The 23,703-nt window shown below is 72.1% G+C and carries 27 protein-coding genes and 1 tRNA gene; 17 read left to right on the forward strand and 11 right to left on the reverse strand.

Annotated elements, in window-relative coordinates; all coding sequences use genetic code 11:
- Positions 1–256 precede the first annotated feature (256 nt).
- Positions 257–2,512: a cytochrome c oxidase assembly protein gene (locus tag BGP03_RS01370; protein WP_298795423.1), complete on the reverse strand. Its 2,256-nt coding sequence runs from the start codon at positions 2,510–2,512 to the stop codon at positions 257–259.
- Here BGP03_RS01370 and BGP03_RS01375 point away from each other — a divergent pair.
- Positions 2,511–3,269: a class I SAM-dependent methyltransferase gene (locus tag BGP03_RS01375; RefSeq protein ID WP_298795425.1), complete on the forward strand. Its 759-nt coding sequence runs from the start codon at positions 2,511–2,513 to the stop codon at positions 3,267–3,269. The two genes, BGP03_RS01370 and BGP03_RS01375, sit on opposite strands and share 2 nt — an antisense overlap.
- A gap of 6 nt (positions 3,270–3,275) precedes the next feature.
- On the opposite strand, the gene BGP03_RS01380 is transcribed toward BGP03_RS01375, so the two are convergent.
- From BGP03_RS01380 to BGP03_RS01390, 3 genes are read right to left on the reverse strand one after another with little or no spacing between them, the layout of a single operon-like run.
- A complete protein-coding gene (locus BGP03_RS01380; RefSeq protein WP_298795427.1) occupies positions 3,276–5,252 on the reverse strand; it encodes a PAS domain-containing protein in 1,977 nt (658 codons plus the stop codon).
- Positions 5,253–5,289: 37 nt separating this feature from the next.
- The gene (locus tag BGP03_RS01385) at positions 5,290–6,078 is read right to left on the reverse strand and encodes a protein phosphatase 2C domain-containing protein (protein ID WP_296367184.1); all 789 of its coding nucleotides are present in this window, start codon (positions 6,076–6,078) and stop codon (positions 5,290–5,292) included.
- A 57-nt stretch (positions 6,079–6,135) separates the two neighbouring features.
- Positions 6,136–6,306: a hypothetical protein gene (locus BGP03_RS01390; protein ID WP_298795429.1), complete on the reverse strand. Its 171-nt coding sequence runs from the start codon at positions 6,304–6,306 to the stop codon at positions 6,136–6,138.
- Between the two features lie 62 nt (positions 6,307–6,368).
- Between BGP03_RS01390 and BGP03_RS01395 the strand changes: the two genes are divergently transcribed.
- The 6 genes from BGP03_RS01395 to BGP03_RS01420 all read left to right on the forward strand — a co-directional run bounded on the left by BGP03_RS01395 (position 6,369) and on the right by BGP03_RS01420 (position 10,164).
- Positions 6,369–6,445: transfer RNA gene (locus tag BGP03_RS01395), tRNA-Arg, on the forward strand.
- 72 nt (positions 6,446–6,517) lie between these two features.
- Positions 6,518–7,453, forward strand: a complete 936-nt coding sequence (locus tag BGP03_RS01400) for a tyrosine-type recombinase/integrase (RefSeq protein ID WP_298795431.1) — start codon at positions 6,518–6,520, stop codon at positions 7,451–7,453.
- 116 nt (positions 7,454–7,569) lie between these two features.
- Entirely contained in the window at positions 7,570–8,088 is a 519-nt protein-coding gene (locus BGP03_RS01405; RefSeq protein ID WP_298795433.1) for a hypothetical protein, read from the forward strand.
- Positions 8,089–8,219: 131 nt separating this feature from the next.
- A complete protein-coding gene (locus BGP03_RS01410; RefSeq protein ID WP_298795467.1) occupies positions 8,220–8,495 on the forward strand; it encodes a hypothetical protein in 276 nt (91 codons plus the stop codon).
- Entirely contained in the window at positions 8,495–8,815 is a 321-nt protein-coding gene (locus BGP03_RS01415; RefSeq protein ID WP_298795435.1) for a hypothetical protein, read from the forward strand. The genes BGP03_RS01410 and BGP03_RS01415 overlap by 1 nt, the downstream gene beginning before the upstream one ends.
- On the forward strand, positions 8,812–10,164 hold the full coding sequence (locus BGP03_RS01420) for an AAA family ATPase (RefSeq protein WP_298795437.1): 1,353 nt from the start codon (positions 8,812–8,814) through the stop codon (positions 10,162–10,164). The genes BGP03_RS01415 and BGP03_RS01420 overlap by 4 nt, the downstream gene beginning before the upstream one ends.
- Positions 10,165–10,235: 71 nt before the next feature.
- On the opposite strand, the gene BGP03_RS01425 is transcribed toward BGP03_RS01420, so the two are convergent.
- Positions 10,236–10,943, reverse strand: coding sequence for a recombinase family protein (locus tag BGP03_RS01425; RefSeq protein ID WP_298795439.1), 708 nt, complete (start codon positions 10,941–10,943; stop codon positions 10,236–10,238).
- 70 nt (positions 10,944–11,013) lie between these two features.
- Between BGP03_RS01425 and BGP03_RS01430 the strand changes: the two genes are divergently transcribed.
- From BGP03_RS01430 to BGP03_RS01460, 7 genes are all read left to right on the forward strand, one after another.
- Positions 11,014–11,646, forward strand: coding sequence for a hypothetical protein (locus BGP03_RS01430; protein ID WP_298795441.1), 633 nt, complete (start codon positions 11,014–11,016; stop codon positions 11,644–11,646).
- The gene (locus BGP03_RS01435) at positions 11,636–13,132 is read left to right on the forward strand and encodes a terminase large subunit (protein WP_298795443.1); all 1,497 of its coding nucleotides are present in this window, start codon (positions 11,636–11,638) and stop codon (positions 13,130–13,132) included. The genes BGP03_RS01430 and BGP03_RS01435 overlap by 11 nt, the downstream gene beginning before the upstream one ends.
- Positions 13,129–13,533 (forward strand): helix-turn-helix domain-containing protein, encoded by a 405-nt coding sequence (locus BGP03_RS01440; protein ID WP_298795445.1) that lies wholly within the window; start codon positions 13,129–13,131, stop codon positions 13,531–13,533. The genes BGP03_RS01435 and BGP03_RS01440 overlap by 4 nt, the downstream gene beginning before the upstream one ends.
- 3 nt (positions 13,534–13,536) lie before the next feature.
- Positions 13,537–14,130: a hypothetical protein gene (locus BGP03_RS01445; RefSeq protein ID WP_298795447.1), complete on the forward strand. Its 594-nt coding sequence runs from the start codon at positions 13,537–13,539 to the stop codon at positions 14,128–14,130.
- 2 nt (positions 14,131–14,132) lie between these two features.
- Positions 14,133–14,321: a hypothetical protein gene (locus BGP03_RS01450; protein WP_298795448.1), complete on the forward strand. Its 189-nt coding sequence runs from the start codon at positions 14,133–14,135 to the stop codon at positions 14,319–14,321.
- A 226-nt stretch (positions 14,322–14,547) separates the two neighbouring features.
- Positions 14,548–15,201, forward strand: a complete 654-nt coding sequence (locus BGP03_RS01455; RefSeq protein WP_298795450.1) for a phage virion morphogenesis protein — start codon at positions 14,548–14,550, stop codon at positions 15,199–15,201.
- Positions 15,202–15,304: 103 nt separating this feature from the next.
- Positions 15,305–16,324 carry a ParA family protein gene (locus BGP03_RS01460; RefSeq protein ID WP_298795452.1) on the forward strand — a complete coding sequence of 340 codons (1,020 nt, stop codon included), beginning with the start codon at positions 15,305–15,307 and terminating at the stop codon, positions 16,322–16,324.
- Positions 16,325–16,446: 122 nt separating this feature from the next.
- On the opposite strand, the gene BGP03_RS01465 is transcribed toward BGP03_RS01460, so the two are convergent.
- From BGP03_RS01465 to BGP03_RS35705, 6 genes are all read right to left on the reverse strand, one after another.
- Positions 16,447–17,739 (reverse strand): protein rep, encoded by a 1,293-nt coding sequence (locus BGP03_RS01465; protein ID WP_298795454.1) that lies wholly within the window; start codon positions 17,737–17,739, stop codon positions 16,447–16,449.
- A gap of 262 nt (positions 17,740–18,001) precedes the next feature.
- Positions 18,002–19,135, reverse strand: coding sequence for a hypothetical protein (locus tag BGP03_RS01470; protein ID WP_298795456.1), 1,134 nt, complete (start codon positions 19,133–19,135; stop codon positions 18,002–18,004).
- A 153-nt stretch (positions 19,136–19,288) separates the two neighbouring features.
- A complete protein-coding gene (locus BGP03_RS01475) occupies positions 19,289–19,663 on the reverse strand; it encodes a hypothetical protein (protein ID WP_298795457.1) in 375 nt (124 codons plus the stop codon).
- A gap of 73 nt (positions 19,664–19,736) precedes the next feature.
- The gene (locus BGP03_RS01480) at positions 19,737–20,048 is read right to left on the reverse strand and encodes a hypothetical protein (protein ID WP_298795458.1); all 312 of its coding nucleotides are present in this window, start codon (positions 20,046–20,048) and stop codon (positions 19,737–19,739) included.
- Positions 20,049–20,304: 256 nt separating this feature from the next.
- The gene (locus BGP03_RS01485; protein ID WP_298795460.1) at positions 20,305–21,210 is read right to left on the reverse strand and encodes a site-specific integrase; all 906 of its coding nucleotides are present in this window, start codon (positions 21,208–21,210) and stop codon (positions 20,305–20,307) included.
- Positions 21,211–21,456: 246 nt separating this feature from the next.
- A complete protein-coding gene (locus tag BGP03_RS35705) occupies positions 21,457–22,485 on the reverse strand; it encodes a transposase (RefSeq protein ID WP_363093127.1) in 1,029 nt (342 codons plus the stop codon).
- On the opposite strand from BGP03_RS35705, the gene BGP03_RS01495 reads away from it, so the two are divergent.
- The 3 genes from BGP03_RS01495 to BGP03_RS01505 all read left to right on the forward strand — a co-directional run bounded on the left by BGP03_RS01495 (position 22,420) and on the right by BGP03_RS01505 (position 23,280).
- Positions 22,420–22,647: a hypothetical protein gene (locus BGP03_RS01495; protein ID WP_298795469.1), complete on the forward strand. Its 228-nt coding sequence runs from the start codon at positions 22,420–22,422 to the stop codon at positions 22,645–22,647. The genes BGP03_RS35705 and BGP03_RS01495 overlap by 66 nt on opposite strands.
- Positions 22,614–22,856, forward strand: coding sequence for a transposase (locus tag BGP03_RS01500; protein WP_363093126.1), 243 nt, complete (start codon positions 22,614–22,616; stop codon positions 22,854–22,856). Before BGP03_RS01495 ends, BGP03_RS01500 begins: the two co-directional genes overlap by 34 nt.
- A 280-nt stretch (positions 22,857–23,136) precedes the next feature.
- Complete coding sequence (locus BGP03_RS01505) at positions 23,137–23,280, forward strand: hypothetical protein (RefSeq protein ID WP_298795465.1); 144 nt, start codon at positions 23,137–23,139, stop codon at positions 23,278–23,280.
- Positions 23,281–23,703 lie beyond the last annotated feature (423 nt).

Below are 23,703 nucleotides of genomic sequence, written 5' to 3' on the forward strand. Positions count from 1 at the left end.
TTCTCAAAAGACACCCGCACACCATCCACCACCGCTAGGTGATGTTCCGGGGCTGTGTTCCCACCGTACACCTCAGGATCCGCGTGGATCCCGGGGCCTCAGTGGGGCGGCCTGCGGAGCCTGGTGACCGAGGCCCTGAGGGCTTCGTTCTGTCCGGCGTTCCCGCTGACAGAGAGAAAGTTACGCGAGGGGTTGACAGCACGTCAAATCGCCCCCCTCGAACAGCCTGTGACCTGCGGAAACGAGCCGTTTCGCGTCACTGAGCGTTGTCGTGGTGTTCACTTGACGCGACGAGCGGTCGGCCGTTCTCGCCGCCCGAAACGGCCTGGGGCGAGCCCGCCGCGGGCGCCTGACCTGCGTCGACACCGTCGATCGGCACGTCTCGACGTGCCTCGGCCAGGCCGCCGGGGGTGACCGCCCCCCTGTTCGTGTGACCTGGGGAACAATCGCTTTTCTCGCTCTCCGCGACGAGCGGCGGTTCTCCCGTGGCCAGGCGGCGCAGCATGGCGTTGTACGCCCCCAGGTCGGCGTCACCGTCGGCGTCGGCCCGACGATCATCGCGCCGGGCCGACCGCTCGTCCTGGCGCGACCACTGCACCAGCAGCGCGATGACGACGAGCAGCAACGGCACCTCCCCCGACGCCCACGCCAGACCGCCACCCAGCTGCTGGTCACGCAGCGGATCGCTGAGCCAGGGCAGCGCGAGCGTTCGGTAGAAGTCGCCCCCGATCACGTTGTTGGAGCTCATCAGCGCCACCCCGAAGAAGGCGTGGAAGGGCACGGAGGCGAAGACGATGCCGAGCCGGGCCGCGGGCTGCAGCCGGCGGGGCGCAGGGTCCACGCCGACGATCGGCCAGAAGAACAGGAAGCCCACCAGCAGGAAGTGCACGTTCATGAGCACGTGCGCCCAGTGCTCGGTGAGGGCCGTGGCGAACAGACCCGAGAAGTAGAGGGCGTAGTAGGAGCCCACGAACAGCGGCAGCGACACCAGCGGGTGCGACAGCCACCGCGCCACCGGTGAGTGGACCCCGGCGAGGATCCACTCCCGCGGACCGGGCGGCCCGGTGCGCCCCGCCGCCGGCAACGTCCGCAGGGCCAGCGTCACCGGCGCCCCGAGCACCAGCAGGATGGGCACCAGCATCGCCAGCATCATGTGCTCGCCCATGTGCACGCTGAACATGGCGGGCGAGTACTTGCCGATCCCGGAGCTGGTGGCGATGAGCAGCAGCGCGCACCCCGCCATCCACGACACCGTGCGGCCGGTGGCCCACGCGTCGCCCCTCCGCCGCATCCGCCGCACGCCGACCGCGTAGAGCACGGCCATCACGATGGCCGCCGATCCGAAGATCAGGTCGAAGCGCCAGTCGAACGCGAGGCGTTCCAGCGTGGGGGGCCCGTCCAGGTCGTACCCGATGACGACGGCGGTGCGCGACGGCACGACACCGGTGTCGGGCGGGGCACTGCGCCCCAGCGCGACCGCCAGCCCGATCGTCGCCAGCATCAGCAGCACCTCGACGCCGCCCAGCCGCAACAGCGCCCGCGGCTCGCCCCGCGACGCCGCGTCCACCGTCGATCTGCGGTGTACCGCCCCGATGGCCCCGAGCAGCACCAGCGCGGCGACCTTGGCCAGGATCAGCGCCCCGTAGGTGGACCCGAACAGGTCCGCGAGCGGGATCCGGACGAGGGCGTTGACGACCCCGGTGACGGCGAGCACCAGCCAGCAGACCAGCGCGAGCTTCGAGAAGCGTGGAACGGCGGTGGCCAGTGCCGTGAGCCGGTCGGAGCCCCGGGCCGCGGCCAGCGCGAGCACCGCCAGCAACCCGCCGACCCACAGCGACGCGGCCAGCACGTGCAGCACCAGGCTGTCGGTGGCGATGTCGTGCGCCCCGCCCGCCGACGAGTGGCCCGTCAGCGCCACCGGGAGCGGGCCCAGCAGCGCCACCCCGAACAGGACGGTGGACCAACCCCACGTCAGGAGGGTGCGACACCCCACCAGCACGACGACCGCGACCACCGCGGTCAGGGCCCAGGACGTGGCGGCGGCCAGCTTGGGCACCAGGCTCACGAGCAGCCCGGGGTCCAGCACGTCCCCGACCGGCCGGCCCAGCGCGTCCGCGACGCTCAACGGCACCAGCAGCAGCGACGCGGCCACCCATCCCGCGGCCAGCCACGAGGCGGTGCGCAGCGAGCGGTAGCCCGCCGCGTCCAGATATCCGGACTTCTGCGGCGGCGCCAGGAACGCGGAGAACAGCGTGGCCCCGATGGTGAGCACCATGAACGACTCGGCGGCCGCGCGGACCGCCGGCAGCCCCACCGACGTGAGGGTGCCGGGATCGGGCAGCCCCAGCGACGCGACCGGCCGGGCGCCCGTGAGCGCGGTGAGCCCGCCGGCCACCACAACCGCGACCAGGATCCCGAGCCCGACGATGCCTCCCACCCCCGACGGCGGCGCGGTGCCGGGCGCGCGGGCACCGGGGCGGGGGTCGGCAGGCTCGACGGTCGCTTGCGCCATGCCGTCGAGGGTAGGCCCGCCCACCGACACCGCGCGCCCGGTCCGTGTCCGGCGCAGCGGCCGGCGCTGCGGGACTTCCTCCCGTGATCGACCTCCCCGATACCGCGACCGGTCACCTCCTGCGCGCCATGGACAGCGACGGCGTCGGGCCGCTGGAGTGGTTCGCCTCCCCCTGCGCCATGCGCGGCGGGTGCTGGACCTGTGCTGCGGCGACGGTGCGCTGGCCGACCACCTGCCGGGGGGCCGGTGGCTCGGCGTCGACCGCGACCGGGGCCCGCTGCGGGGCTCGGCCACCGCGATCCCGTTGCGGGACAACGCCGTCGACGCCGTCGCCCTCACGCTGACGCTGCCCCGTCTCCACGATGTCGACGCGGTGTTCGCCGAGATCCGTCGCGTGCTCGTGCCCGGTGGGACCCTTGCGCTGCTCGTCCCGTCGGCGTCGGTGCGGTCGGTGGCCGAGTTGCGCAGTGCCCGGCTGCTGGCGCCCGTCCGGCGGGTGCCGTGGGCGAACCGGTCGGCTCTCGACCACGCCGGCTGGCTCCTGCAGGCGGCCGACTTCGCCGTGCTCGGGGACGACCGTGTGTCGTTCGACCTACCGCTGACGTCCGGGCTCGTGGCCGATCTCTCCCGGTCGGACCTGTGGCCGCGCGATGTGCCGGCCCGGGTACTCGCCGAGGTCTCCCACAACCTCTCCGCGGCGGCCGGACCCGATCGGGCCCTGCGGCTTCCGCTGCGCCGCCTCCTGGCCCGGCGCTGACGCCGGCTACATCGCGGCGGGCACCAGCAGATCCGCCAGCGGCCGGGGACGACCGAGGTGGTAGCCCTGACCGTGGTCGACACCGAGGGTGCGCAACAGCTCCACCAGCTCCGCGCGGTCCACCTGCTCGGCCACCGTCGTCATCTTCAGCTTCTGGCATACCCCGATGACGGCCGCCACCAGCGCGCGGTCGATGCGGTTGTCGTCGAGCTGACGCACGAAGTCACCGCCGATCTTCACGGAGGTGAAGCGCAGGTACTTGAGGTAGGTGAACGAGCCGAAACCCGAACCGAAGTCGTCGAGCGCGAACCCGCATCCGGCCTCGATCAGCTGCGTGGCCAGGGTCCGGGCCGCGTCGAGGCTGGTGACCGCGGCGGTCTCGGTGATCTCCAGCCCCAGCCGCCCCGGTTCGACGTCGGCGCTGCGCAGCTGGGCGAGGATCCACCCGCCCAGGTCGCCGTCCTCGAGCGAACGGGCCGACATGTTGACCTCCAGCCGCAGCCCGGACGCCCGCGCCGCAGGCGACGCCAGGGCCCGGACCGCGCGTTCCAGCACCCAGCGGTCGAGCTGCAGGACCAGGTCGCTGCGTTCCGCGGCGGGCAGGAAGTCGGCGGGACCGAGATCGGGCTCCAGCCCGTCGCGCAACCGGATCAGCAGCTCGTGACGGGTGACCGCGCCGGTGCGCAGGTCGACGATCGGCTGGGCGTCGAGCTCCATCGTGTCGTTGTCGAGCGCGGCCGCGACCCGCTGCAGCAGCGACACCCGGCGCACGGCCTGGTCGTACTGGTCGGGGACGAACACCCGCGCCCGGTTGCGTCCGCCGCGTTTCGCCTCGTAGAGCGCCAGATCGGCCTGCGAGAGGACGGTCTCGACGTCGGAGCCCTGGGCCACGCCCGACACGCCGATGCTGACGGTCACCCGCAGCGGCGACCCACCGTCGGCGATGGGGGCGCAGGCGATGGCGCGGCAGAGCGTCTCGGCGAGCGCGAGGCCCGCGTCCGCGTCACGGCCCGGGGCGACGACCGCGAACTCGTCGCCACCGAGCCGCCCCAGCAGCGCGTCGGGCCCGATCCTGGCTGTCAGCGACGCGGCGAGCGACCGCATGACGTGGTCGCCGACGGCGTGGCCACGCAGGTCGTTGATGTCCTTGAAGTTGTCGACGTCCACCAGCAGCAGCGCGGCCCCCTGCGCCGACGCCGCGCACTGCGCGAGCCGGGCGGTGAACCGGCGGCGGTTGGCGACGCCGGTGAGCGGGTCGTGCTCGGCCAGGAACGCGAGCTCCTGGCGGGCCTTCTGCTGCTCGGTGACGTCACGGGAGGTGCCGAGCACGCGGGAGGGCGCCCCGGTGGCGTCGGGCACGACCTCACCGAAGCACTCGAAGATCCGCATCGCGGCGCGGTCGGCGGTGAACACCCGGTGGACGTAGCTGAACGTGCCTCCGGAGCGCAGCGCCTCGGCGAGCGTGGCGTCGACCATCGGCAGGTCGTCGGGATGCAGCATGCCGCGGTACGCCTCGAAGTCGATCTCGCCGCCCTCCGGCAGCCCGAGCAGCCGCAGCAGTCCGTCGGACAGGTGCACGCGGCCGCTGAGCGGGATCCACTCCCACGAGCCCATGCCCGCCATCGACTCCAGCCGGGCCAGCCGCCACTGCGCGTTGCGGACCCCCATGTCGCGCTGGTGCCGGTCGGTCTCATCGGTGATCTCGTAGAGGACCGCGGGATCACCGGGGCCGAGGTGTCGGCACGCTACCTCCCACCAGCGCGTGCCCCCGACCGGCGAGGGCCAGCGCACCGCGGCCCAGCGCGCGCCGGGGCGGATGCCCCGCAGCTGTTCGAGGGCGGAGCCCGGGCCGTTCCAGGTACCGCCGAAGGGGGCGACGAGGCGGCGCGCGGCGTCGTTCAACCAGCGGACGTCACCGTCCTCCGCCACCACGACGAGGGCCACCGAGGTGCGGCCGGCGACGTAGGCCCCGGTCAGCTGCATCGGGACATTCTGTCAAGGCGCGACGAAGATCGGCCCGCTACTCCCCGTTCGGGGGATCGGCGACTGCTCCGACGAGAACGGGCGCGGTGTTCCCGCACGGGGCATCGTCCAGCAGGTCGGCGACCACGCAGGTGATGTTGTCGGGTCCCCCGCCCGTGTTCGCGATGTCGATCAGACGGGTGACGGCGGCCGCCCGGTCCGGCTCGGTGGCCAGGACCTCGCGCACCGCGTCGTCGTCGAGGACGGCGGTGAGCCCGTCGGAGCAGATGAGGTAGCGGTCGCCCAGCACGGCGTCGTGCAGGAAGAGGTCGGGCTCCGGGGAGCTGCTGTCCTGCAGCGTCCGGACGAGCCACGATCGGCGCGGGTGGGTAGCGGCCTCCTCGGCCGAGATGCGCCCCTCGTCCACCAGTGCCTGGACGAGCGTGTGATCGCGGGTGAGCCGCGTGAGCTCGCCGTCGCGCAGCAGGTAGGCGCGCGAGTCGCCGATGTGGGCGATGCCGATGCGCAGCCCGTCGACGAGGAACGCGACGACGGTGGTGCCCGTGCCCCGCAGCTCCGGGTCGTCCGTGGCGAGTCCGGTGAGCCGGCTCGCGGCGTCCTCCAGCGCGGCCCCGAGGACGGCCAGCAGGTCGACACCCTCCAGATCGTCGGGAGTGGCGTCCAACACGGCCTGGACGGCGACGGAGCTCGCGACCTCCCCGTGGGCGTGGCCTCCCATCCCGTCGGCGACCACGAGCAACCGCGGGCCGGTGGCGGCGGAGTCCTGGTTCATCTGCCGGCGCCTGCCGACGTCGGAACCGGCCGCGGAGCACAGCGTCGGTGACATGACGTCAGCTTCTCACGCTGTGAACACAGATCGTCACCAGGCAGGAGCGGGTGTCGATCACGGCCGGGTAGCGGCCTCGATCTGCTCGACCCCGCCCTCGTCGCGCTGCTCCCGCCGCAGGTCCGCGCACCGGGCGGCGACGTCCGCCGAGCCGATGAGCTGCAGCAACGCAGTGCGCAGTCCGTCGACGGTGACGGTGTCGGACTCGAGGCGGACGAGGACGGGCATGTGGCGCAACACGGGCCCCGGCCCGCTAGGCTCTTTGCGGACGGTTCAGCTGGACCGCACCAGCCCTCGTAGCTCAGCTGGATAGAGCAAGAGCCTTCTAATCTCTAGGTCGCAGGTTCGAGTCCTGCCGGGGGCACCACCTGCGGTAACGTCTTCGACGGTACCAGCACACTGCTTGCTCAGCAAGAGATGTGGCCGCTAACCTGTTCCGGTGTCTGCGTCGCCTGCCCCTGCCCCGGACAGCGTCCGCGGCCTGCTCGCGGACTTCCGCCGTCACCTGATGGCGACCAACCGAGCGCCGCAGACCGTGCACCGCTACCTCACCGACACCGCGATCCTCGCCGACTTCCTCGACGACGCCGGGCTCCCGACTACAGCGAGTGAGATCACCCGGGCGCACCTGGAACAGTGGTTGGTCTACCTGGCGGGCAAGCCGTCCCGACGTGGGGGGACGTTGTCGGCCGCGACGGTGGCCCGGGCGTACCGGTCGGTGCAGCAGTTCTTCCGGTGGCTCGTCGACGAGGACGAGATCGCCGTCGACCCGTTCGCGAAGCTGCGCCCGCCCGCCGTGCCGGAGCAGCCGGTACCGATCATTACCGACGAGGAACTGGGCCGGTTGCTCGACGCGTGCAAGGGCAACACGTTCGAGAACCGCCGGGACGCCGCGATCATCCGGGTACTAGTGGACACCGGAATCCGGGCCGGGGAGCTGTCCGGGCTGATGGTCGACGACCTGGACTTCGACCTCGACGTCGCCCGCGTGATGGGCAAGGGCCGCCGGGGCAGGGCGGCGCCGTTCGGAGTGAAGACCGGCGATGCCCTACGCCGATACCTACGCACCAGGGCCCGGCACCCGCACGCCGCCCTACCGGCTCTGTGGCTCGGGGTTCGCGGCCCGATGACGGCGTCCGGGATCGCGCAGATGCTCGGGCGCCGCGGCGGCGACGCCGGGATCGAGGACTTGCACCCGCACCGGTTCCGGCACACGTTCGCGCATCGGTGGCTCGCCGCCGGGCACCAGGAGCAGGACCTCATGCGGCTGACCGGATGGCGATCGCGGGAAATGGTCGGCCGATACGCCGCGTCAGCCGCCGACGAACGAGCCCGAGATGCCCACCGCCGGGCTGCCCTCGGGGACCAGCTGTGACCCGATCAGGCGGAACCTCCGACGCGGAGCTGCTCGCACGGTGGCAGGCCCAGATCGAATCGGAGCAGAGTCGCGGAGTCGATGTGGACGCGGCCCGGCGGACCGAGCTGCGGGCGGTGGAGGATCTGCTGCGCGCTGGTCTGGACGCTGATAGGGGGCGGCGGTTCCGGGCCGACGTGCTGCTCACCATCCGTTGTCGCCCAACAGGGCGTGTACTGGCGCAGGTTTACCGCACGACGGTCGCGCCGGTGCTGATCCCGGCCGAGGCCGAGCCTGCAATCCCGATACGCACCCCGGCCACCCGCTACAGCGAGTCCTACCAACGGGCCAAGCTCGACGCCAAGCGAGATCAAGTGCTGCGCGGAGCGCCCGCACCGGTTCACCGGGAGTGGCTATGCGTGCGCACCGACGACGACGGCGTCGAACGGGTCGGGATCCCGGGAGCCCGGGTGCTCACCCCCGGCAGCGACGCTCCGTACGAGGTGAACGGCGTGACCTACCAGGCAGAAGCCGCCCTGCGCTGCCCGAACCGCGGCCGCTGCGGAACACACTGGGTCCGGATCGCGGCGGTGCTGGGCGAACTCAGCGCCGGGTACCGGGCGGGAGGCAAACCCGGGACGATGTTTGTCGAGTAGTACACCGCTGCTACGCTGTAGTGGAACTACAACAGTGTCATCGCCCGGCCGGTTGCCAGCCGAACCACCGCTCTTGATCTGGGCCACGGAGCGAACGAACCCCAGGAAGGGGCTAGTTCGCCGTGCCCGAGATGTCCCCCGAGCAGCGCTCTCTGCGCTCCCGGATCGCCGCCCACACGAGCTGGGCCAACACCTCTGACCGCGCCGCCCGGACCGCACCGGCCCGGCGTGCCGCGCTCGACCGGTTCGAGAAGCAGGTCGACCCCGACGGCACCCTGTCGCCCGCTGAACGCGCCATCCGTGCCGAGCACGCCCGCAAGGCGCACTTCGCACGCCTTGCCCTGAAGTCGGCCCAGGCCCGCCGCCGTAAGGGCCGCCGCAGCAACGAGACGGGCGCGACCGGCTGATGGCCGGGAACGTCGAACGCCGCCCCGCGGGCAACGGGGCGGCGTCCAGCGAGCACATCACCGACGAGCGACGCGATAACTATACCGACACCCTCCGTCGTCGCGCCGTCGCGGCATGGCGGTGCCCCGCTCTCCAGCCCGGCGACGGACTCCACACCCGCGACCCCTGGATCACCCACCCGATCCACAGTGGACCCTGCACGTTCGGCCTCACCCGACTGGAGCTGACCACGGAGGCCCGGCGCCTCCACGCTCTCGGCTGGACGGTCGAGGAGATCCGTGCCGTGCTCGACCTGCCCACCCGGGCGGTGACGTCGTGACCGTCAACGGTGCCGCCCTCGGCGAGCGGGTCTCCGCCCGGATGCTCGCCGACCACGAGGACGTCGACCTGCCGCCGGAACCGCCGGAGGACGACACGCCCCCGGATCTCGGTGAGATCCTCGATGACAAGGCCGGGACCACCTCGACCGCGGCCGAGGTGTTCGCGTTCGACCTCCGCAAGGAGCTGCACCGCCAACGGGTCCGGGCCGAGGCCCGCGTCCAGCTCGCCGGGATGAACGCCGCCGCGACGATGTCCCGCCTACCGGTGCCGATCAGCCTCCCCGACGCCCTGGCGCAGCCCCGCCCCAGCATCAGCTACCGCATCGAGGGCTTGCTCCCCGTCGGCGGGAACGCGACGCTGAACGCCGTCCGCAAGACCGGCAAGACCACCCTGGTCGGCAACGCCGTGCGGTCCCTCGCCGACGGCGTGCCGTTCCTCGGCGCCCACGACACCACCCGCGTCACCGGCCGGGTCGTGGTGTGCAACTACGAGCTGACACCGACCCAGCAGGCCGACTGGCTCGACGACCTCCGGATCACCCGCCGCGACGCGGTCATGCTGCTCAACCTCCGCGGACACCGGGTCCCGATCCACACCGACGCCGGAGCAGAATGGCTCGCCGAGCAGCTCCGCGCCGTCGAGGCCGAGGTCGTCATCATCGACCCCGCCGGGCGCGCGTTCGTCGCCGCCGGAGGCACGAACGAGAACGACAACAGCGAGGTCCTGCGGTTCCTCGCCCGGCTCGACGAGATCAAGACCGCCGCCGGGGTCGCCGAGCTCATCCTCCCGATCCACGGCCACCGCGGCGCCGTCGAGGGAGCCGAGCGGTCCCGGGGTGCCTCCGCGTGGGAGGACTGGCCCGACGCCATCTGGAACCTCGTCGCCCACAACGGCGCCCGCTACCTGTCCGCCCTCGGCCGCGACGTCACCCTGCCGGAGACCCAGCTCGACTACGACCCCGCCACCCGCAGGCTCACCGCCGCCGGAGGCTCCCGCCGAGACGCCGCCCTCGTCCCCGTCCTCGCCGACGTCCTCGACACCGTCACCGCCCACCCCGGACTGTCCGGCCGGGCCGTCGCCGACACGCTCAAGGGCACCCACGGGAAGGACACCGTCGAGGCCGCCCTCCGGCGGCTGATCACCGACAAGAAGATCCACACCGAGCCCGGCCCCCGCCGCGCCACCCTCCACTACCCACTGTCCGGCAGTGTCCGAGCAGCGTCCGCCGGACAGTCCGACGAGTGTCCGTCCGCCCTTCCTATGGGCGGACACTCGGACACTCACACCAACCACCCCAGTGTCCGGGCCAACCACACCCACCCCGACAACACCGAGGACACCGCGTGACCGCCCCCGGCGCCCGTGTCTCGGAGGGCGTTCGCCGTGGCCCGATTGCCGCGCGTGGGCGCTGCTGGAGGTCACCCGGCGGGCAGCTCGCGGAGCGCAACGGCCCGGACGGTCATCGCCGACCAGGTGGCGGCCTTGCGGGGCCGGAGGCCCTCGGCGTCGAGGGTGGTGGCGATGGCGCGGTAGCTCTCCCCGGCTGTGCGCAGCTCGACGATGCGGGCCACGGCCTGCTGCTCATCGGTGTGAGGAGCGGCGTCGCGGTCACGGCCCTTCCCGGCACCGCGGTAGCCGAACGGGTAGGCGCCGACGGCGTGCCGTCCGGCGTCGGCCTTGGCGCGGCGGCCGTCGCGGAGTCGCTTGACGACGGTCTTGCGGTCCAGCTCGGCGAACACGCCCTGCACCTGCCGGATGGCAGTGCGCATCGGGTCGTCGGGGTCGTCGCGGAGGACCTCGCCGTCCTCGGCCGTGAACACCTGCCCGCCCTCGCGCCAGACCAGGCTCAGGATGGCTTCCTGCGTCGTGAGCTGGCGGGCGAGCCGGTCCAGCTTGCCGACCACGATGCCGTCGGCCTCCGGGGGCTTCCGGATCATCTGGAGGGCTTCGAGCAGGCCCGGCCTGTCGCCGACGTCGGCCTTGCCGGTCACGGCGTCGGTGTACTCGGCGACGATCTTGTGACCGTTTGCCTTCGCCCACTTGCGGATGTGCTCGCGCTGGACGTCGAAGCCGTAGCCGTCGAGCTGGCCGGTGGTCGAGACCCGCAGGTAGCTGACGAGGCGCATACCGCAAGTGTAACCGCCCTGACCTGCGATGTAAATCTTTCTACAGAAACACTTACGGAGTTGATCAGTCATGACCCCGCCTGACGGCTGGAGCCCCGCGTTCCCAGGCCAGCGTCCGCCGTTCGAGCCCGGCCACACCGCCAGCCTCCAGCACGGTGCGCGCTCCGAACGTCGGGTCGCACCGCTGGCCGAGGAGATCGAGACCGCGGCCCGCGCCGATCCCACCTGGCCGCCGCACCTCCGCGGACGGGAGTACGCCGCCGCCGTCCGCGGCTGGGCACGGGCCGAGGCGATGGCCGAGCTGCTGTGGCGCTACCTCGCCGACCGCGACCTCGACGAGGCCCTCACGGCGCTGGAGACCACCGACACCGAGACCGAGCAGCACAAGGGCCGCGCCCGCAGCATGAGCCGCTCCCGGCGGACCACCGCGGCGCTCGACGCCTGGCAGCGTGCCCAGACCACCGCCGCCTACCACCGCCGCCAGCTCGGTCTGGACCCTGTCTCCCGCGCCAAGCTCGGTAAGGACCTCGCGATGGCCGGTGCGTTCGCCCACGCCGGGATCGAGCGGCTGCACGCGGTCGGTGCCGACCTGGTGGAGCAGGCCCGCGCCCGCGGCGCCCTCACCGGCCCGCAGACGGCCGACCCCGACCCGGCCGACCAGCGGCAGGGCGACGAGCGTGAGGACGGCTCTCGTGAGCAGTGAGGCCCGGCGGGACGACGCCCTGGCGTTGCTCGCGTCCCTGGTGATCGACGACGACGGCACCCGGTGGGGCGAGGTCGCCGACCCGGTGCAGTGGGAGGACGCGACGGCGATCCTCACGCCCGACTCGGCGACGCCGTATCACTACCTGACCCGGGCCCGTGGCCGGTCCAAGACGACCGACCTGGCGGGCATCCTGGTCGCGGCGATGCTGTGTCAGCTCGGCACCGGGAGCCGCGCCTACGCCGCCGCGAGTGACTCGGCGCAGGCCGGTCTACTGCTGGACGCGTTCCGTGACCTGGTGGCGCGTACGCCGGAGGTGAGTGGGGCGTTCACGGTGACCGCGACGCGCGCGGTGTGCGGGCGTACGGGGGCGCAGCTCGACTTGCTGGCGGCGGACGCGCCGGGGGCGTGGGGTCTGCGGCCGTCGTTCCTGGTGGTCGACGAGGCGGCGCAGTGGGCGGAGACGCGCCAGCCGCGCCGGTTGTGGGAGGCGCTGCGGTCGGCGATGGGCAAGGTGCCGGGCGCCCGGATGGTGGTGCTGACGTCGGCGGGGGCGCCGACGCACTGGGCGGCGCGGGAGCTGGAGCACGCGCGCGGGTCGGCGCTGTGGCGGGTGCACGAGGCGGTGGGGCCGCCGGGGTGGATGCCGCCGGAGCGGCTGGCGGAGCAGCGGGCGGCACTGCCGGAGTCGATCTATCTGCGGTTGTTCGAGAACCGGTGGACGGCCGCGGAGGACGTCCTGGTGACGCGGGAGGCGGTGCTGGCGTGCCGCCGGGCGGATGGGGCGCTGGAGCCGCAGCGGGGCCGCCGCTACATGCACGGCGTGGACCTGTCGGTGACGAGTGACTACTCGGTGGTGGCGACGTGCCACACCCGGTTGGACGGTGACCGGCGGGTGCTGGTGGTGGATCGGCTGCGGGTGTGGAAGCCGAGCCGCCTGCGGCCGGTGCCGATGGCGGAGGTGGAGGCGTACCTGGTGGAGGTCGGGAAGCGCTACCCGGGCCGGGTCCTGTGCGACCCGTACCAGGCGGCGGGGCTGATGCAGTCGCTGCGCCGTCAGGGCCTGGCGGCGCAGGACGCGACGATGACGGCCGGGGGCAACAACCGGCGCGCGCTGGTGCTGTACCGGCTGCTGCGGGACCGGAACATCGAGATCCCGGGCGATGACGTGGACCTGGCCGACGAGCTGGCATCGCTGACGTTCCACGAGACCTCGCCGGGCATGTACCGGCTCGACACCACCACGTCGGGGGCGGGGCATCACGACCGGGCGACGGCGATCTCGATCGCGGCGGAGCCGCTGCTGGAGTCCGTCGGCAGTGAGGCGGCCCTGATCTTCGACGACCCGATCATGGACACCGCGGCGGATGGGTCGCCGCTGATGCTGCCGTTCGCCGGGCGGTACGCGATCGAGCCGACGCCGGAGCAGCGGCTCGCGTTCCTGGAACGGTCCCGGCCGACGGATGACGTGTGGAGCCAGACATGACCGACCACAGCGACGCGGTGATCGTCCCGCAGGACGCGGTCCTGCTCTCGGGTGCGGCGTGCGCGGCGCTGATCCCGGCGCTCGCCAGCCCGACCGTGCGGGCGCAGTTGTCGGCGTTGGGCGGCCAGACGTCCTCGGTGATCCTGTCGCGTGGCCGGGCGTGGCTGGCGTCGAGTTCCGCTGGTTCCGAGTCCGGAAGTTCTCTGTCGGCACCGGGACCGACCGGCCGAGACTTGGACCATGACATCGACACGGCCGAGGCGGCGGAGCTGCTGGGCTGCTCGACGCGGTGGGTGCGGATGCTCGCTGACCGCGGCGACCTGCCGGGCCGCTACTGCGGTCGCGGGTGGACGTTCCACCGCGCCGACGTCGTGGACTACCCGCACCGCCGGAGAGGGTGACCAGTGACCGCGCGCGACAACCACAACACGGCGTGGAACCGGCTCAACGACCTACGGGCCCAGATCGGGCAGATGTGGAGCCGCGTCGACTCCGGAGGTGACGTCGACCTCGACGCTCTCGCCACCACCGAGCGGCAGGCCGACGCGCTGGAGCGGCAGATCCCACGGCTCCAGGCCGCCGCACGCACCGAGCTGGAGGCCGAGCAGGTCGAGGAGTACCACCGCGTCGCCGCCGCCGAGCGGGAGGTCTACCGGGCGAACACCGCCGACCTCGCCGCCGCCTACCTGGAGGCCGACAAGGCGATGCAGAACCTCGCCGAGGTCGCCGCCCGCCACGCCCACCACATCGACCGCTACATGATGATCCCGCGCCCGGAGAGCGTCCTGCAGGGCGTCACCCACGGCGTCCGGGGAGCGGTCCTGCAGATGGGCGGCCACGCCGACCGGATGCACGAGATCGACCCCGGCGACGTGGTCCTCGCCGTCGCGGGCCGCGCCCTGGAGGCCGTGCCCGGCAAGCCGTGGCCGATGTACGCGATGGACTTCCGGCGCATCCGCAACGACCTGCCGCCGATCATCCCCACGAACGGAGCCTGACCATGCGTCGCACCCCGATCACCGAGGGACCGCCCTCGGACCGGACCACCACGCGCCAGCCCGCCAAGCGAGCCACCGAGGACGCGCAGCCGACCGAGCTGACCGCCGACGACCTCGCACGGCTGGAGCCCGGCGAGTTCAACGACGTCGCCCGCCGCTACTGGAACGCCCGCATGGGTGACCCCTCGTAGCTCACCGACCTGGGCGTGCCGCGCCTCGGAGGGGCCGTCGACCTCCTCTCCGAGCCGACACGCTCACGCCGTCACCGGGCCGGTAGTCCTCCACCTACCGGCCCGGTGCAACGGCAGGGCCCGGCTCGCGCCGCGGACCACCTCCCTGACGGGCTGCCAGCGCCAGGGCGGGGCATCCGCGTCGCGGGCCGCGGCCATCTCCTGATCACCGAGAGGCAGTAGCGACGTGGTCCAGTTCAACATCGAGGTCCCGGACACCGGCGCCGCGGAGAGCATGTTCGACCGGCTCATCGCGAACGCCAACACCCTCCAGGACACGGCGTTCCCGCTGATCCGCGACGACTTCCACCGCGTCGAGGCGCAGCGGTTCGACAGCCACGGACCCGGCTGGGCACCGCTCACCCCGGCCACGATCGGGATCAAGACTCGGCGCGGGATGCCGCAGCCCGAGACGCCGATGCACGGCACCGGGCGGCTCCAGGCGTCGCTCACCGGCTCGACCGCGGACAGTGTCTACGAGACCACCCCGGACAGCATGCTCGTCGGCACGAGCGCGCCCTACGCCCAGTTCCACCAGGTCGGGCCGCGGCAGATCCGCGTGTTCGGCCGCGGTCACGCGACACTGCCCCGCCGCCCGCTGGTGCAGCTCAGCTCTACCGAGGTGGAGCGGTGGGCCGTGATCATCGCCGCAGCACTCCTCCGGCCGGGCCGCAGCAGCGGACCGACGATGTCTGTGCCCGGCGGGAGCACCACGACCGCCCTCGCCAGGGCCACGCACCCACCGGCTCACGCGCACCTGTTGCACGAGCTGATCCACACCGCGAAGCACGCCCGGCACCAGGCCCACCGGCTGGAGCACTACCTCAACCGGCGGATCTGACGGGACCGACACTCGTCCTAGAGGGACGTTAAGCCGTCTGCTTTGGACGTGCTAGCGTCCCTGTCGATCCTCCGCCGTGGGGGTGTCGAGACGGAGGTACAGGGTGACGACGTACGCGTTCTGGAACAACAAGGGCGGCACCGGCAAGACCAGCCTCTGCTTCCAGTCCATCTGCTTCTACGCCAACGCTCACCCCGAGGAACGCATCCTCGCGATCGACGTCTGCCCCCAGGCGAACCTGTCCGAGCTGTTCCTCGGCGGCCTGTCGGGAGGCGGTAGCGACAGGCTGCTCGTCCGACAGGGTGAGACCGTGCGGGCCACGATCGGTGGCTACTTCCAGCTCCGGCTCCCCTCGCCGTACTCGCCGCCGTCGATCAACCCGCACGACTTCATCACGCGCCCGGTGGACTACAACGAGGAGATCCCGAAGAACATCGACCTGATCTGCGGTGACCCGCTTCTGGAATTGCAGTCCAACGCCATCTCGACTCTCGCCAACAACCAGATCCCCGGCACGGATGCCTGGCTGGCCGTGGTCGACTGGCTCCGCGACCTGCTGAATCGGCTCGACGGTGAGTACGACACCATCTTCGTCGACTGCAACCCGAGCTTCTCGATCTACACCCAGATCGCCCTCTCAGCGGTCGACCGGCTCGTGCTCCCCGTGATGGCCGACGACTCCTCCCGCCGCGCGATTCAGAACGCCTTCTCCCTGGTCTACGGGCTGAAGTTGCCGTCTGACATCTACCTCACGTACGCCTTCGCGACGCGACTCCGGAAGGCGGGGCGCTCGCTGCCGAAGGCACACATGATCGCGAAGAACCGCATCACGCAGTACATGGGCGACGCGTCGGCATACGCTGCCGTGCTGCGCTCCATCGACGTCGACATCTCGAAGCTGATCAGCAGCAACCCGGACATCTTCACCTTCCACGACGTCGAGGACGGAGTCGTCAGCATCCGTGATTTCCAGACCACGGGCGTCGTGGCGTTCGCGCGCGGCTGCCCGCTCTACGCCCTCAAGGCCGGAAAGCGCGTGGTCCTTGGCCACCGCGTCACCGTTCATGAGGACTACCGCGTCAAGATGGTCGCGGCTATGAACGACCTGGTCAGCAAGCTGTAGGTTCGACGACCAGGACGCCACTACCCCCGCTTCCCGATCGGCGGAGATCGGCCCGGCGAGAGGCAAGCTGCTCGATCAGGCCAAGCCGCTCGACGGTCACCACCTGGTCGACGATGACGACCTCATCGACCTCCGCGCCGCCGAGGAACACCGCGTCGACGCTGCCGCCGAGGCGGCCCCTGTGCATCTTCATCCTGATCATCTCCTCGTTGATGGTGGCCCGGGACGAACCATCCGGCGCCGCGGGCCGTGAGCCACCTGATCCCGGCCGCGACGCCGTCGACCTCGATCACGTCAAGCAGCTCGGACACGTCCTCACGTACCGAGGGCCAGCTCTCCGGCGCGATGGCGAGCACGTCCTCACCGCGCAGGTCCTCGGCGACGATCTCCTCGTCGGTCGCCTCCCGGCCCAGGCGAGCCCACTCCCGCAACCCCTGCGACCAGGTGAGCTGCCGCCGGTTGTGCGACGCCCGTTCCCACTCCAGCCACAGGTCACAGTCATCGGCGAGCCCGGTAGCGAGGGCGTCGCGAAGCAGCGCGAACGGCGCCCGGTTGCCGTGACGGCCGTCCTTCGTCGACGGGGAGGTGATCTCGAACGCCACCTTGGACAGGTAGTCACTGACCCGGTCCAGCGAGTCGGCGCTCATCTGCACCTCGCGGACGTCGAGGCCGCCACGCTCCGCGACCGCCGAGAGGCCCTTGCGCTCCAGGGCCCGCTCCCACCGGCCGAACATGCCGTAGCCGATCTCCTCCATCAGGGCGTGCGACACCGGGCCGTCGAACACGACCAGCGCGTGCACGTGCAGGTGCCACCCGTTCTCCCCGATCGTGGCCTCGACCGTCCGCAGCCACCCCACGACACCGAACGCCGCCTTGTCGGCCTTCCACGCCGCCCCCGACGTCACCGCCGACCAGGCCGCGCTCAGGGCCGCCCACAGCAGCGACAGCGCCATCCCCGGCCGGTGCCGCATGGTCATCGTGACCAGCGCCGCGCTCCCACCCCGGTCGGCCACAGCCTGCACAACCTCCCGCACCTCCGCAGCACGACGGGCCCCGATCCGCCGCGCGCACACCGGGCACGACCACGGCGACCCGCAGCTCTGCAACCCCGCCAAGCCCGTGCGCCGGGCCCCGGTCTCGTCCTCGCTCATCCTCACGACCGGGCCTCCCGCCCTCGTGTGCGTCACCCGCCCGCAGTTCCGCAACCGCGGCAGGCTGGTCCACCCCCACAGCCGCGACCGCCACCGCAGCGCCTCGGCCCGTCGTTCCCGCCGTCCGGCCACCGGATCGGCCCGCTCCACCTCGGCCGTGACGACCTGTGCGCAGTGGTTACCAAGGGGCTCGCTGCGCTCGCCCGCCCCGCGCTCCCGCCTTCGGCGGGCGCGGGGCGGCGGCCCGCTCTCCGTGGTGGTCATGCCAGGCCCCCGACCGCCAGCGAACGGCCACACGAGACCACAGCGGTGCCTCCGGCGGACCTCCGCTCCGGCAGGGGGGTCGGGTGCGGTGCGGGGTCCTGCCGCCACGTCGGTCCCGGAGGGCAGCACGGAACCTGCCCGGACCGCCAGCTCGGCGACGTCGGCTCCCGGTCAGGGCCGGTGGTGGCGGTCCGGGCAGAACCCGCGCAGGCGCAAGCGCACCGACGCGACGGCAGGACCCCTCCGAGGGCACGTGCGTGGTTCACGCGCACGCTCCGGCGATCGCCGCGGTGTACTCCGGGTAGCCGCCGAGGTAGGGGGCGCGGATGCGGGTGAGCTCGCGGCCCGGCGCCGACATCAGCGCGATCCCGGGCTCGGCGCTCGTGTGGGCGTCGGCGACCTGGACGTCAGTGCCGGGGTGGAGCAGCTCAACCGACGCCCGGTTGTCGGTGCGGAAGCTGATCCGCAGGCTGCACATCGCCCGCTCGAACGCGCCCACCACGGCCGCCTCGGCCCGCTGCGCCAGGATGACCACCCGGATCCCGACCTTGGCGCCCTCGGCCAGCAGACGGCCCACAAGGGCCCGGATGCGCTTCCCGAGGTCCTTCTCCGCGGCGTCGACCGCGCGCAGCAGCCCGGGGTACTCCTCGAGCACCACGACGAGCATCGGCCGCTCGAGGTCGACAGCGATGGTGTCCCGGTCGGTGGGCAGCTCCCGGACGCGGCGGTCCATCTCGTCGACCAGGCGGCGGAGCAGAGCCTCATGGGCGGCGAGGTCGGCAAGGCCGGACACCTGCCACCCGGCGTGCCTCGACATCGCGAACGGGCGCCACAGCAGCCCCGTCGGGTCACACCCGGTGATCAGGACGTCGGGTTGGGCGGCGAGCTGCGCAAGAGCGCCGTAGGTCCACACCGACTTCCCGGACCGGGTGACGCCCTGGACGATCGTGTGCGCGCCGCGCCGCCAGTCTTCGGTGATGTCGAGGCCGTCCTCACCGCGCCCGATCAGCACGGCCGGGCCGGTCCGAGGCAGGTGCAGCGGCACGTAGTCGGCGAGCGGATCGACGGTGAGGACGTCGACCAGGGCCCAGCCGTGGCCGCGGTCGGTCACCCGCAGCGCGACGCCGCCGAGATGCGGGGCGACGAGCGGGCCAGCACGGCGGAGGGCCGCAGGGACCATCCCGGGCGGCATCCGCACCGTGAGCCGCACCGGCGGGCCCAGCTCGACGTGGGTGATCTCGGGGGCGCGGAACCCGGTCCCGGCGATGGGGGCGTCGACGGCCTGGGCGACCCCGGCGCCGATGCACGCCTCCCGGAACGACCACACGAGGGCGTCGACGAGCGCGACGTCGGCCCACCGGTCACGGCGGTGACGGGCCCAGCTCGCGACGCTCACGACGAGCCCCGCACGAGGTAGCGATCGAGGTAGTAGGCGATGCCGCAGGCCGCGGCGAGCAACGTCATCCACATGACGGGTGGGTCCTCTCGAACGACCACGGCCCCCGCCCCGGTGAGCGGGACAGGGGCCGTGGTGGGAGGGATGGACTGGTCAGGCGGCCGGGGCGGCCTTGGACTTCCCGGCGCCGTCGATGCCGTCGGCACGGAAGGACAGCGCGACCCGGCCGGTGCCCTGCGCGACGTACGGGACGGCGACGAGGCCGAGGAAGCGCACCTCATCGCCGAGGCGGGTCTCCGGCACCTCGTAGCTGGCGACCTTGACCCCGGCGATCTCGGCGCGGTCGGCGTCGGGGTCGTCGACCATGACATCGACCACCCACAGCGGACGGCCCTGGTCGTCCTTGTCCTGGGAGTCGGGGACCCGGCGGCGGGTGCCGTCGGTGAGTTCCGCGTAGACGGCGCGGGCGGCGTGCTTGCCGGTGCCGATGAACCTGATCCGGGTGGTGTCGACCGGGATGGCGCGCATGATGATCTCCAGTGGTGAGGGTGTGGTGGTGCGACCGCGCGCGATGGGTGCGGGCGGACAGGTGAGGTGCGGCTCAGCCGCAGATCGACCGCGCGGCGGCGGCCTGGTCGGCGTCCACGCCGAGGTGCCCGCAGTGGTCGAGCACGCGGGAGATGGCGGCCGACCAGGACCGGAAGCGGGGCAGGTCCCCGGCGTCGGCGCACGAGCCGCAGAGGGTCAGGCAGGCGACGCCGACCGGGAGGTCCGCGGTGACGACGTCGAGGTCGTCAACGGCGTCGCACGACTCGCACCCGGGCAGGGCCGGACAGGTGCGGGTGTCGTCGAGGTCGAGGCTCGGCGGGACGGTGTGCTGGTCGGCGATGACGCCGCCGGATACGCTGATCACGGGCCGGACTCCACTCCGGTCTAGGGCCCGGAGTCCGGGTGTGCAACCACCCGCCGGGCCCGCCTACTGGGCCACGTCACCACAGGAAGAGACTCGGCCCCGCTCGGTCATCTGCGACCTGCATATCCGCACGTCAGCACAGCGCTAACCGCTGACGCACTTCTAATCTCTAGGTCGCAGGTTCGAGTCCTGCCGAGGGCACAAGATCGCAGGTCAGGCGGTTGACCAGCACCGGCTGGCAAGATCGGCCCCACGATTACCCCGCGCTTTCCGGTCCGAACGCGTCGAGCGCGGTACTGGCGCCGGCCCCCGTGGACTTGTGCGACATGTAGACGTCCTGGGTCATCGAGATGCGCTCGTGCCCGAGGTAGTCGGCGATCTCCCGCGCGCTCAGGCCGGCAGCGTCGAGCCGGGTCGCGACGAGGTGCCGGAAGGCGTGCGGGTGCAGGCCCTCCCACTCGGTGCCTGCGACGACCTCGCGCAGCCGCTTCCGGGTGTTGTCCGGATCGCGGAGCGTGCCGCGCGTCGACGGGAACACCCAGGGGCCGTGCGAGTTGGCGTGCCGCTTACGCGGGAGCGCGATCACCCAGGCCGGCGGCTCGATCGTCCGCATGCCGGCGTCGGACTTGGTGTGGGGCTGAACGATCAGGCCCGTACCGGGCACCCGGATCACGGTGCCCTCGATCGCGATCGTTCCGGCGACGTCGTCGACCCGCGGCCAGTCGAGCGCGAGCAGCTCGCCGATTCGACACCCGAGCCCGGACAGGACGTCGGCGACGTCGCGCAGGTCGTTAGTGCCTGCGGCGTCGGACGCGGCGAGGTGCGCGCGGAGGCCGGCCCAGCTCGCTTCGGTGAGCACGAGGGAGCGCGGCTTGCGCTTGCTGCGCGCCGGCGTGAGGTCGCGAACCGGGTTGGCGTCGAGTGCGTCGTGGCGGACGGCCAGACCGAGGACGCCCGAGAGGATGACCTTCGCGTGCTTGGCCGGGCCGGGCCCGGACTGCTCGCGCAGTTGCCGGATGACCGCGTCGATCCGGGAGACCCGAGCGTCACGGAGCAGCAGAGCGCCCACCGCCGGCTCGACGTGACGGGTCCAGACGTCGCGATAGGTGATCTTCGTGCGGATCGCGCGGTCGGACTCGTCGAGTTCGCGCAGCCAGACCACAGCGACAGCTCCGATCGAGGAGTCGGCCGTGATCTCGCCCCCCCGCCGGTGTCCACTGTCGATCACGCAGCGCCGCCCGGAGGTTGTTGACCGCAGCAGCGCGCGACGAGCCGACCCGCTCGACGTGACGCGTGATCCCGTCGACGTCCCGGAATCGGACGCGGGCCCGGAACCGGGTGCGGCGGCCGGTCGCCGGCGTCACCGAGATCTCGCCGTAGGTCCCGATCGGGAGCGGCGGGCGGGCCATCAGGCCGCGTCCCCGTCGAGCTGCGCGCCGTCGGTCTCGCGCTGCTCCCGCCGACCCCCCGAGGAGTACTCCGAGGGCACCAGCCCGAGGAACGCCCCGATCGTGCGCCCAGAAAGCCGCTCCCACTCCCCCACCTCGACCGCCAGCCCGAACGCGGTCAACGTCGACACCCCACGCAGGCACCCCGGCCGGCTCACCACCGGTGTGTACTCGCTGTCCGCGGCCATCGCCGTGACCACCTCGTCGAGCCGGTCGCGGCGGCCCAGCGTGGCGATCATCGCGTCGTAGGCGGTGTCGAACGCCAACTGCGTGCCCGACTGCGGCAGCCGCTGCGACCGCAACCAGTGATCATGCCGGCAGGTCCACGGCCGCCCGCTGTAATAGACGATCCCGTGGCGCAGCAACAACTTCGACACCCGATGCCGCGCCGACATCAGATCCCGACGCGCGTCCTCCCGGGCCCGCACCAGATCCCGCGCGGCCTCCCGTTCCGCGCTCGGCATCGCGACCGCGACGATCTCCCCCAGGTGCAGCAACCGAGCCAGATGCCGCGCGTCACGCACATCGGTCTTCACCCGGTCCCCGGCCGGGCGCTGCAACTTCGACGGCGCCGCCACCACACACCCGACCTGGTGCCCGGCCAAGAACCTGGCCAGCCCGAACCCCGGTCGCGCCGGCCTCGACCGCGACCGCGACCGGGCAGCGACCCCAACCAGGCCAGCAACTCGCCGTGATCCGGAGTCAACCGGCGCTCGAACAACTCCCCGGTCTGGCCGTCGAGCCCGCACGCCGCCACCGACCGGGCATGCACATCCAGCCCGACACTCGTCCCGGCGATCCCGGACTCGGCGTGGACGCCAATCCCGTACTGGCTCTCCACCCCGGAAGTCTCCGGCGCGGATGTCGCCGAAACCGCCTACACCTGCTTCGCCCACACCCGGGACGCGATCGAGGTGCGGCTGGTGGTGCGCCGGGTGCGCCCGACACCGGGCTCGCAGCCGGCGTTGTTCACCGACTGGGACTTCCATGCCATCGTCACCGACCGGGCCGGTGATCTGTTGCAGATCGAGGCCGCTCACCGCCGCCACGCCGTGGTCGAGCAGCCGATCGCCGAGCTCAATCGGCCGGTTTGGCGCACCTGCCGTCGGGGCGGTTCATGGCCAACGCCGCATGGCTCGCGCTCGCGGTGACCGCGCACAACCTGGGCCGCGCGGTCGGCGCGCTGGCCGGGATGGGCCGGGCCACCGCAGCGACGCTGCGCCGGCGGCTGTTCACCATCCCCGGCCGGCTGGTGCACACCGCCCGCCGGCTGCACCTACGGCTACCGGCCAACTGGCCCTGGGCCAGCGCGTTCCTCACCGCCTTGAGCGGCATCAACGCCCTCCCGCAGCGCAGCTGAGCAGTCGATACCCCTGTCCGCCCGCGACCCGGAAGATCTCGGAGAAGCCGCCGACCGGCGCAACAAGCATGGCCAAATTCCGATTCGGAAACCGCTCGACCGAACCCGAGCCACTGTCGATCAACAACACCGCTCGACGGTGCATCCGGGCTTAGGCGGCCTGTTGAGGTGCTGTGGCGGCCCTACGGGTGTCTGCCGGCTGCAGAGATCAGCGGCGCTGTGGCCAGGTCCAGGTTGCCGGTGTCGAACAGCCCCTCGGGTCGGGGTGCTCCCGGCGGGCGTGGAGAACGTTCAGACCGTCGCCGCTGGCGAGGAGGCCAGCCGGGTGGCCGTGGTTGACGTGAACGCGCTGCAGGACACCCGACGCCTGCTGAATCACGCCGTCCGCTCGGCGCCCGTCGAGGGGGACTGTAAGAACAATTGATGCCAGTCCCCCGACAAGGTCACCAAAACCGCGGCACGAGTCAGGCCAGAGAACGGCAGATCCGCGACGGGGCAAGTCGAGAGCTTGCTGACCTGCATGGATGCGATCGCGCGCGGACGCCATCAGCACTGCGGGCTCGGTGTCATCATGGGCCGAGCCGACGTGAGCGACGATCCGCCGCACTCCGTGGCGTTTCTCCACGATCTGCACGGCCGTGGCCCCGGAAGCGGTCCTCACCTTCCGGACGTAAGCCACCGTCGAAGGCTACCGATTAGTGCCCCAGATCCACACACCGCGACCTGCTGACCAGCACCAACACCGCTAAGGCCTCCGACACCTGTGCAACTCAGGCCTGACCACGGGCCTGACCTGACTCATGCCGCTGTTTAGTGACCTGTCGGCGGTAGCCGCTCGAGGATGGCC

The sequence above is a fragment of the Pseudonocardia sp. 73-21 genome (assembly GCF_001899645.1).
In the GTDB taxonomy this organism is placed as follows: Bacteria; Actinomycetota; Actinomycetes; order Mycobacteriales; family Pseudonocardiaceae; genus Pseudonocardia.

Bases quoted from the DNA above. Each gene is read 5' to 3' on its own strand.
- BGP03_RS01500 (WP_363093126.1), top strand. From the start codon at position 22,614: ATGGCCAACGCCGCATGGCTCGCGCTCGCGGTGACCGCGCACAACCTG.
- BGP03_RS01450 (WP_298795448.1), top strand. From the start codon at position 14,133: ATGCGTCGCACCCCGATCACCGAGGGACCGCCCTCGGACCGGACCACC.
- BGP03_RS01390 (WP_298795429.1), bottom strand. From the start codon at position 6,306: ATGCCCGTCCTCGTCCGCCTCGAGTCCGACACCGTCACCGTCGACGGA.
- BGP03_RS35705 (WP_363093127.1), bottom strand. From the start codon at position 22,485: ATGGAAGTCCCAGTCGGTGAACAACGCCGGCTGCGAGCCCGGTGTCGG.
- BGP03_RS01380 (WP_298795427.1), bottom strand. From the start codon at position 5,252: ATGCAGCTGACCGGGGCCTACGTCGCCGGCCGCACCTCGGTGGCCCTC.
- BGP03_RS01385 (WP_296367184.1), bottom strand. From the start codon at position 6,078: ATGTCACCGACGCTGTGCTCCGCGGCCGGTTCCGACGTCGGCAGGCGC.
- BGP03_RS01425 (WP_298795439.1), bottom strand. From the start codon at position 10,943: ATGCGCCTCGTCAGCTACCTGCGGGTCTCGACCACCGGCCAGCTCGAC.
- BGP03_RS01370 (WP_298795423.1), bottom strand. From the start codon at position 2,512: ATGGCGCAAGCGACCGTCGAGCCTGCCGACCCCCGCCCCGGTGCCCGC.
- BGP03_RS01375 (WP_298795425.1), top strand. From the start codon at position 2,511: ATGCCGTCGAGGGTAGGCCCGCCCACCGACACCGCGCGCCCGGTCCGT.
- BGP03_RS01475 (WP_298795457.1), bottom strand. From the start codon at position 19,663: ATGCGCGCCATCCCGGTCGACACCACCCGGATCAGGTTCATCGGCACC.
- BGP03_RS01410 (WP_298795467.1), top strand. From the start codon at position 8,220: ATGTCCCCCGAGCAGCGCTCTCTGCGCTCCCGGATCGCCGCCCACACG.
- BGP03_RS01430 (WP_298795441.1), top strand. From the start codon at position 11,014: ATGACCCCGCCTGACGGCTGGAGCCCCGCGTTCCCAGGCCAGCGTCCG.
- BGP03_RS01465 (WP_298795454.1), bottom strand. From the start codon at position 17,739: ATGACCACCACGGAGAGCGGGCCGCCGCCCCGCGCCCGCCGAAGGCGG.
- BGP03_RS01440 (WP_298795445.1), top strand. From the start codon at position 13,129: ATGACCGACCACAGCGACGCGGTGATCGTCCCGCAGGACGCGGTCCTG.
- BGP03_RS01415 (WP_298795435.1), top strand. From the start codon at position 8,495: ATGGCCGGGAACGTCGAACGCCGCCCCGCGGGCAACGGGGCGGCGTCC.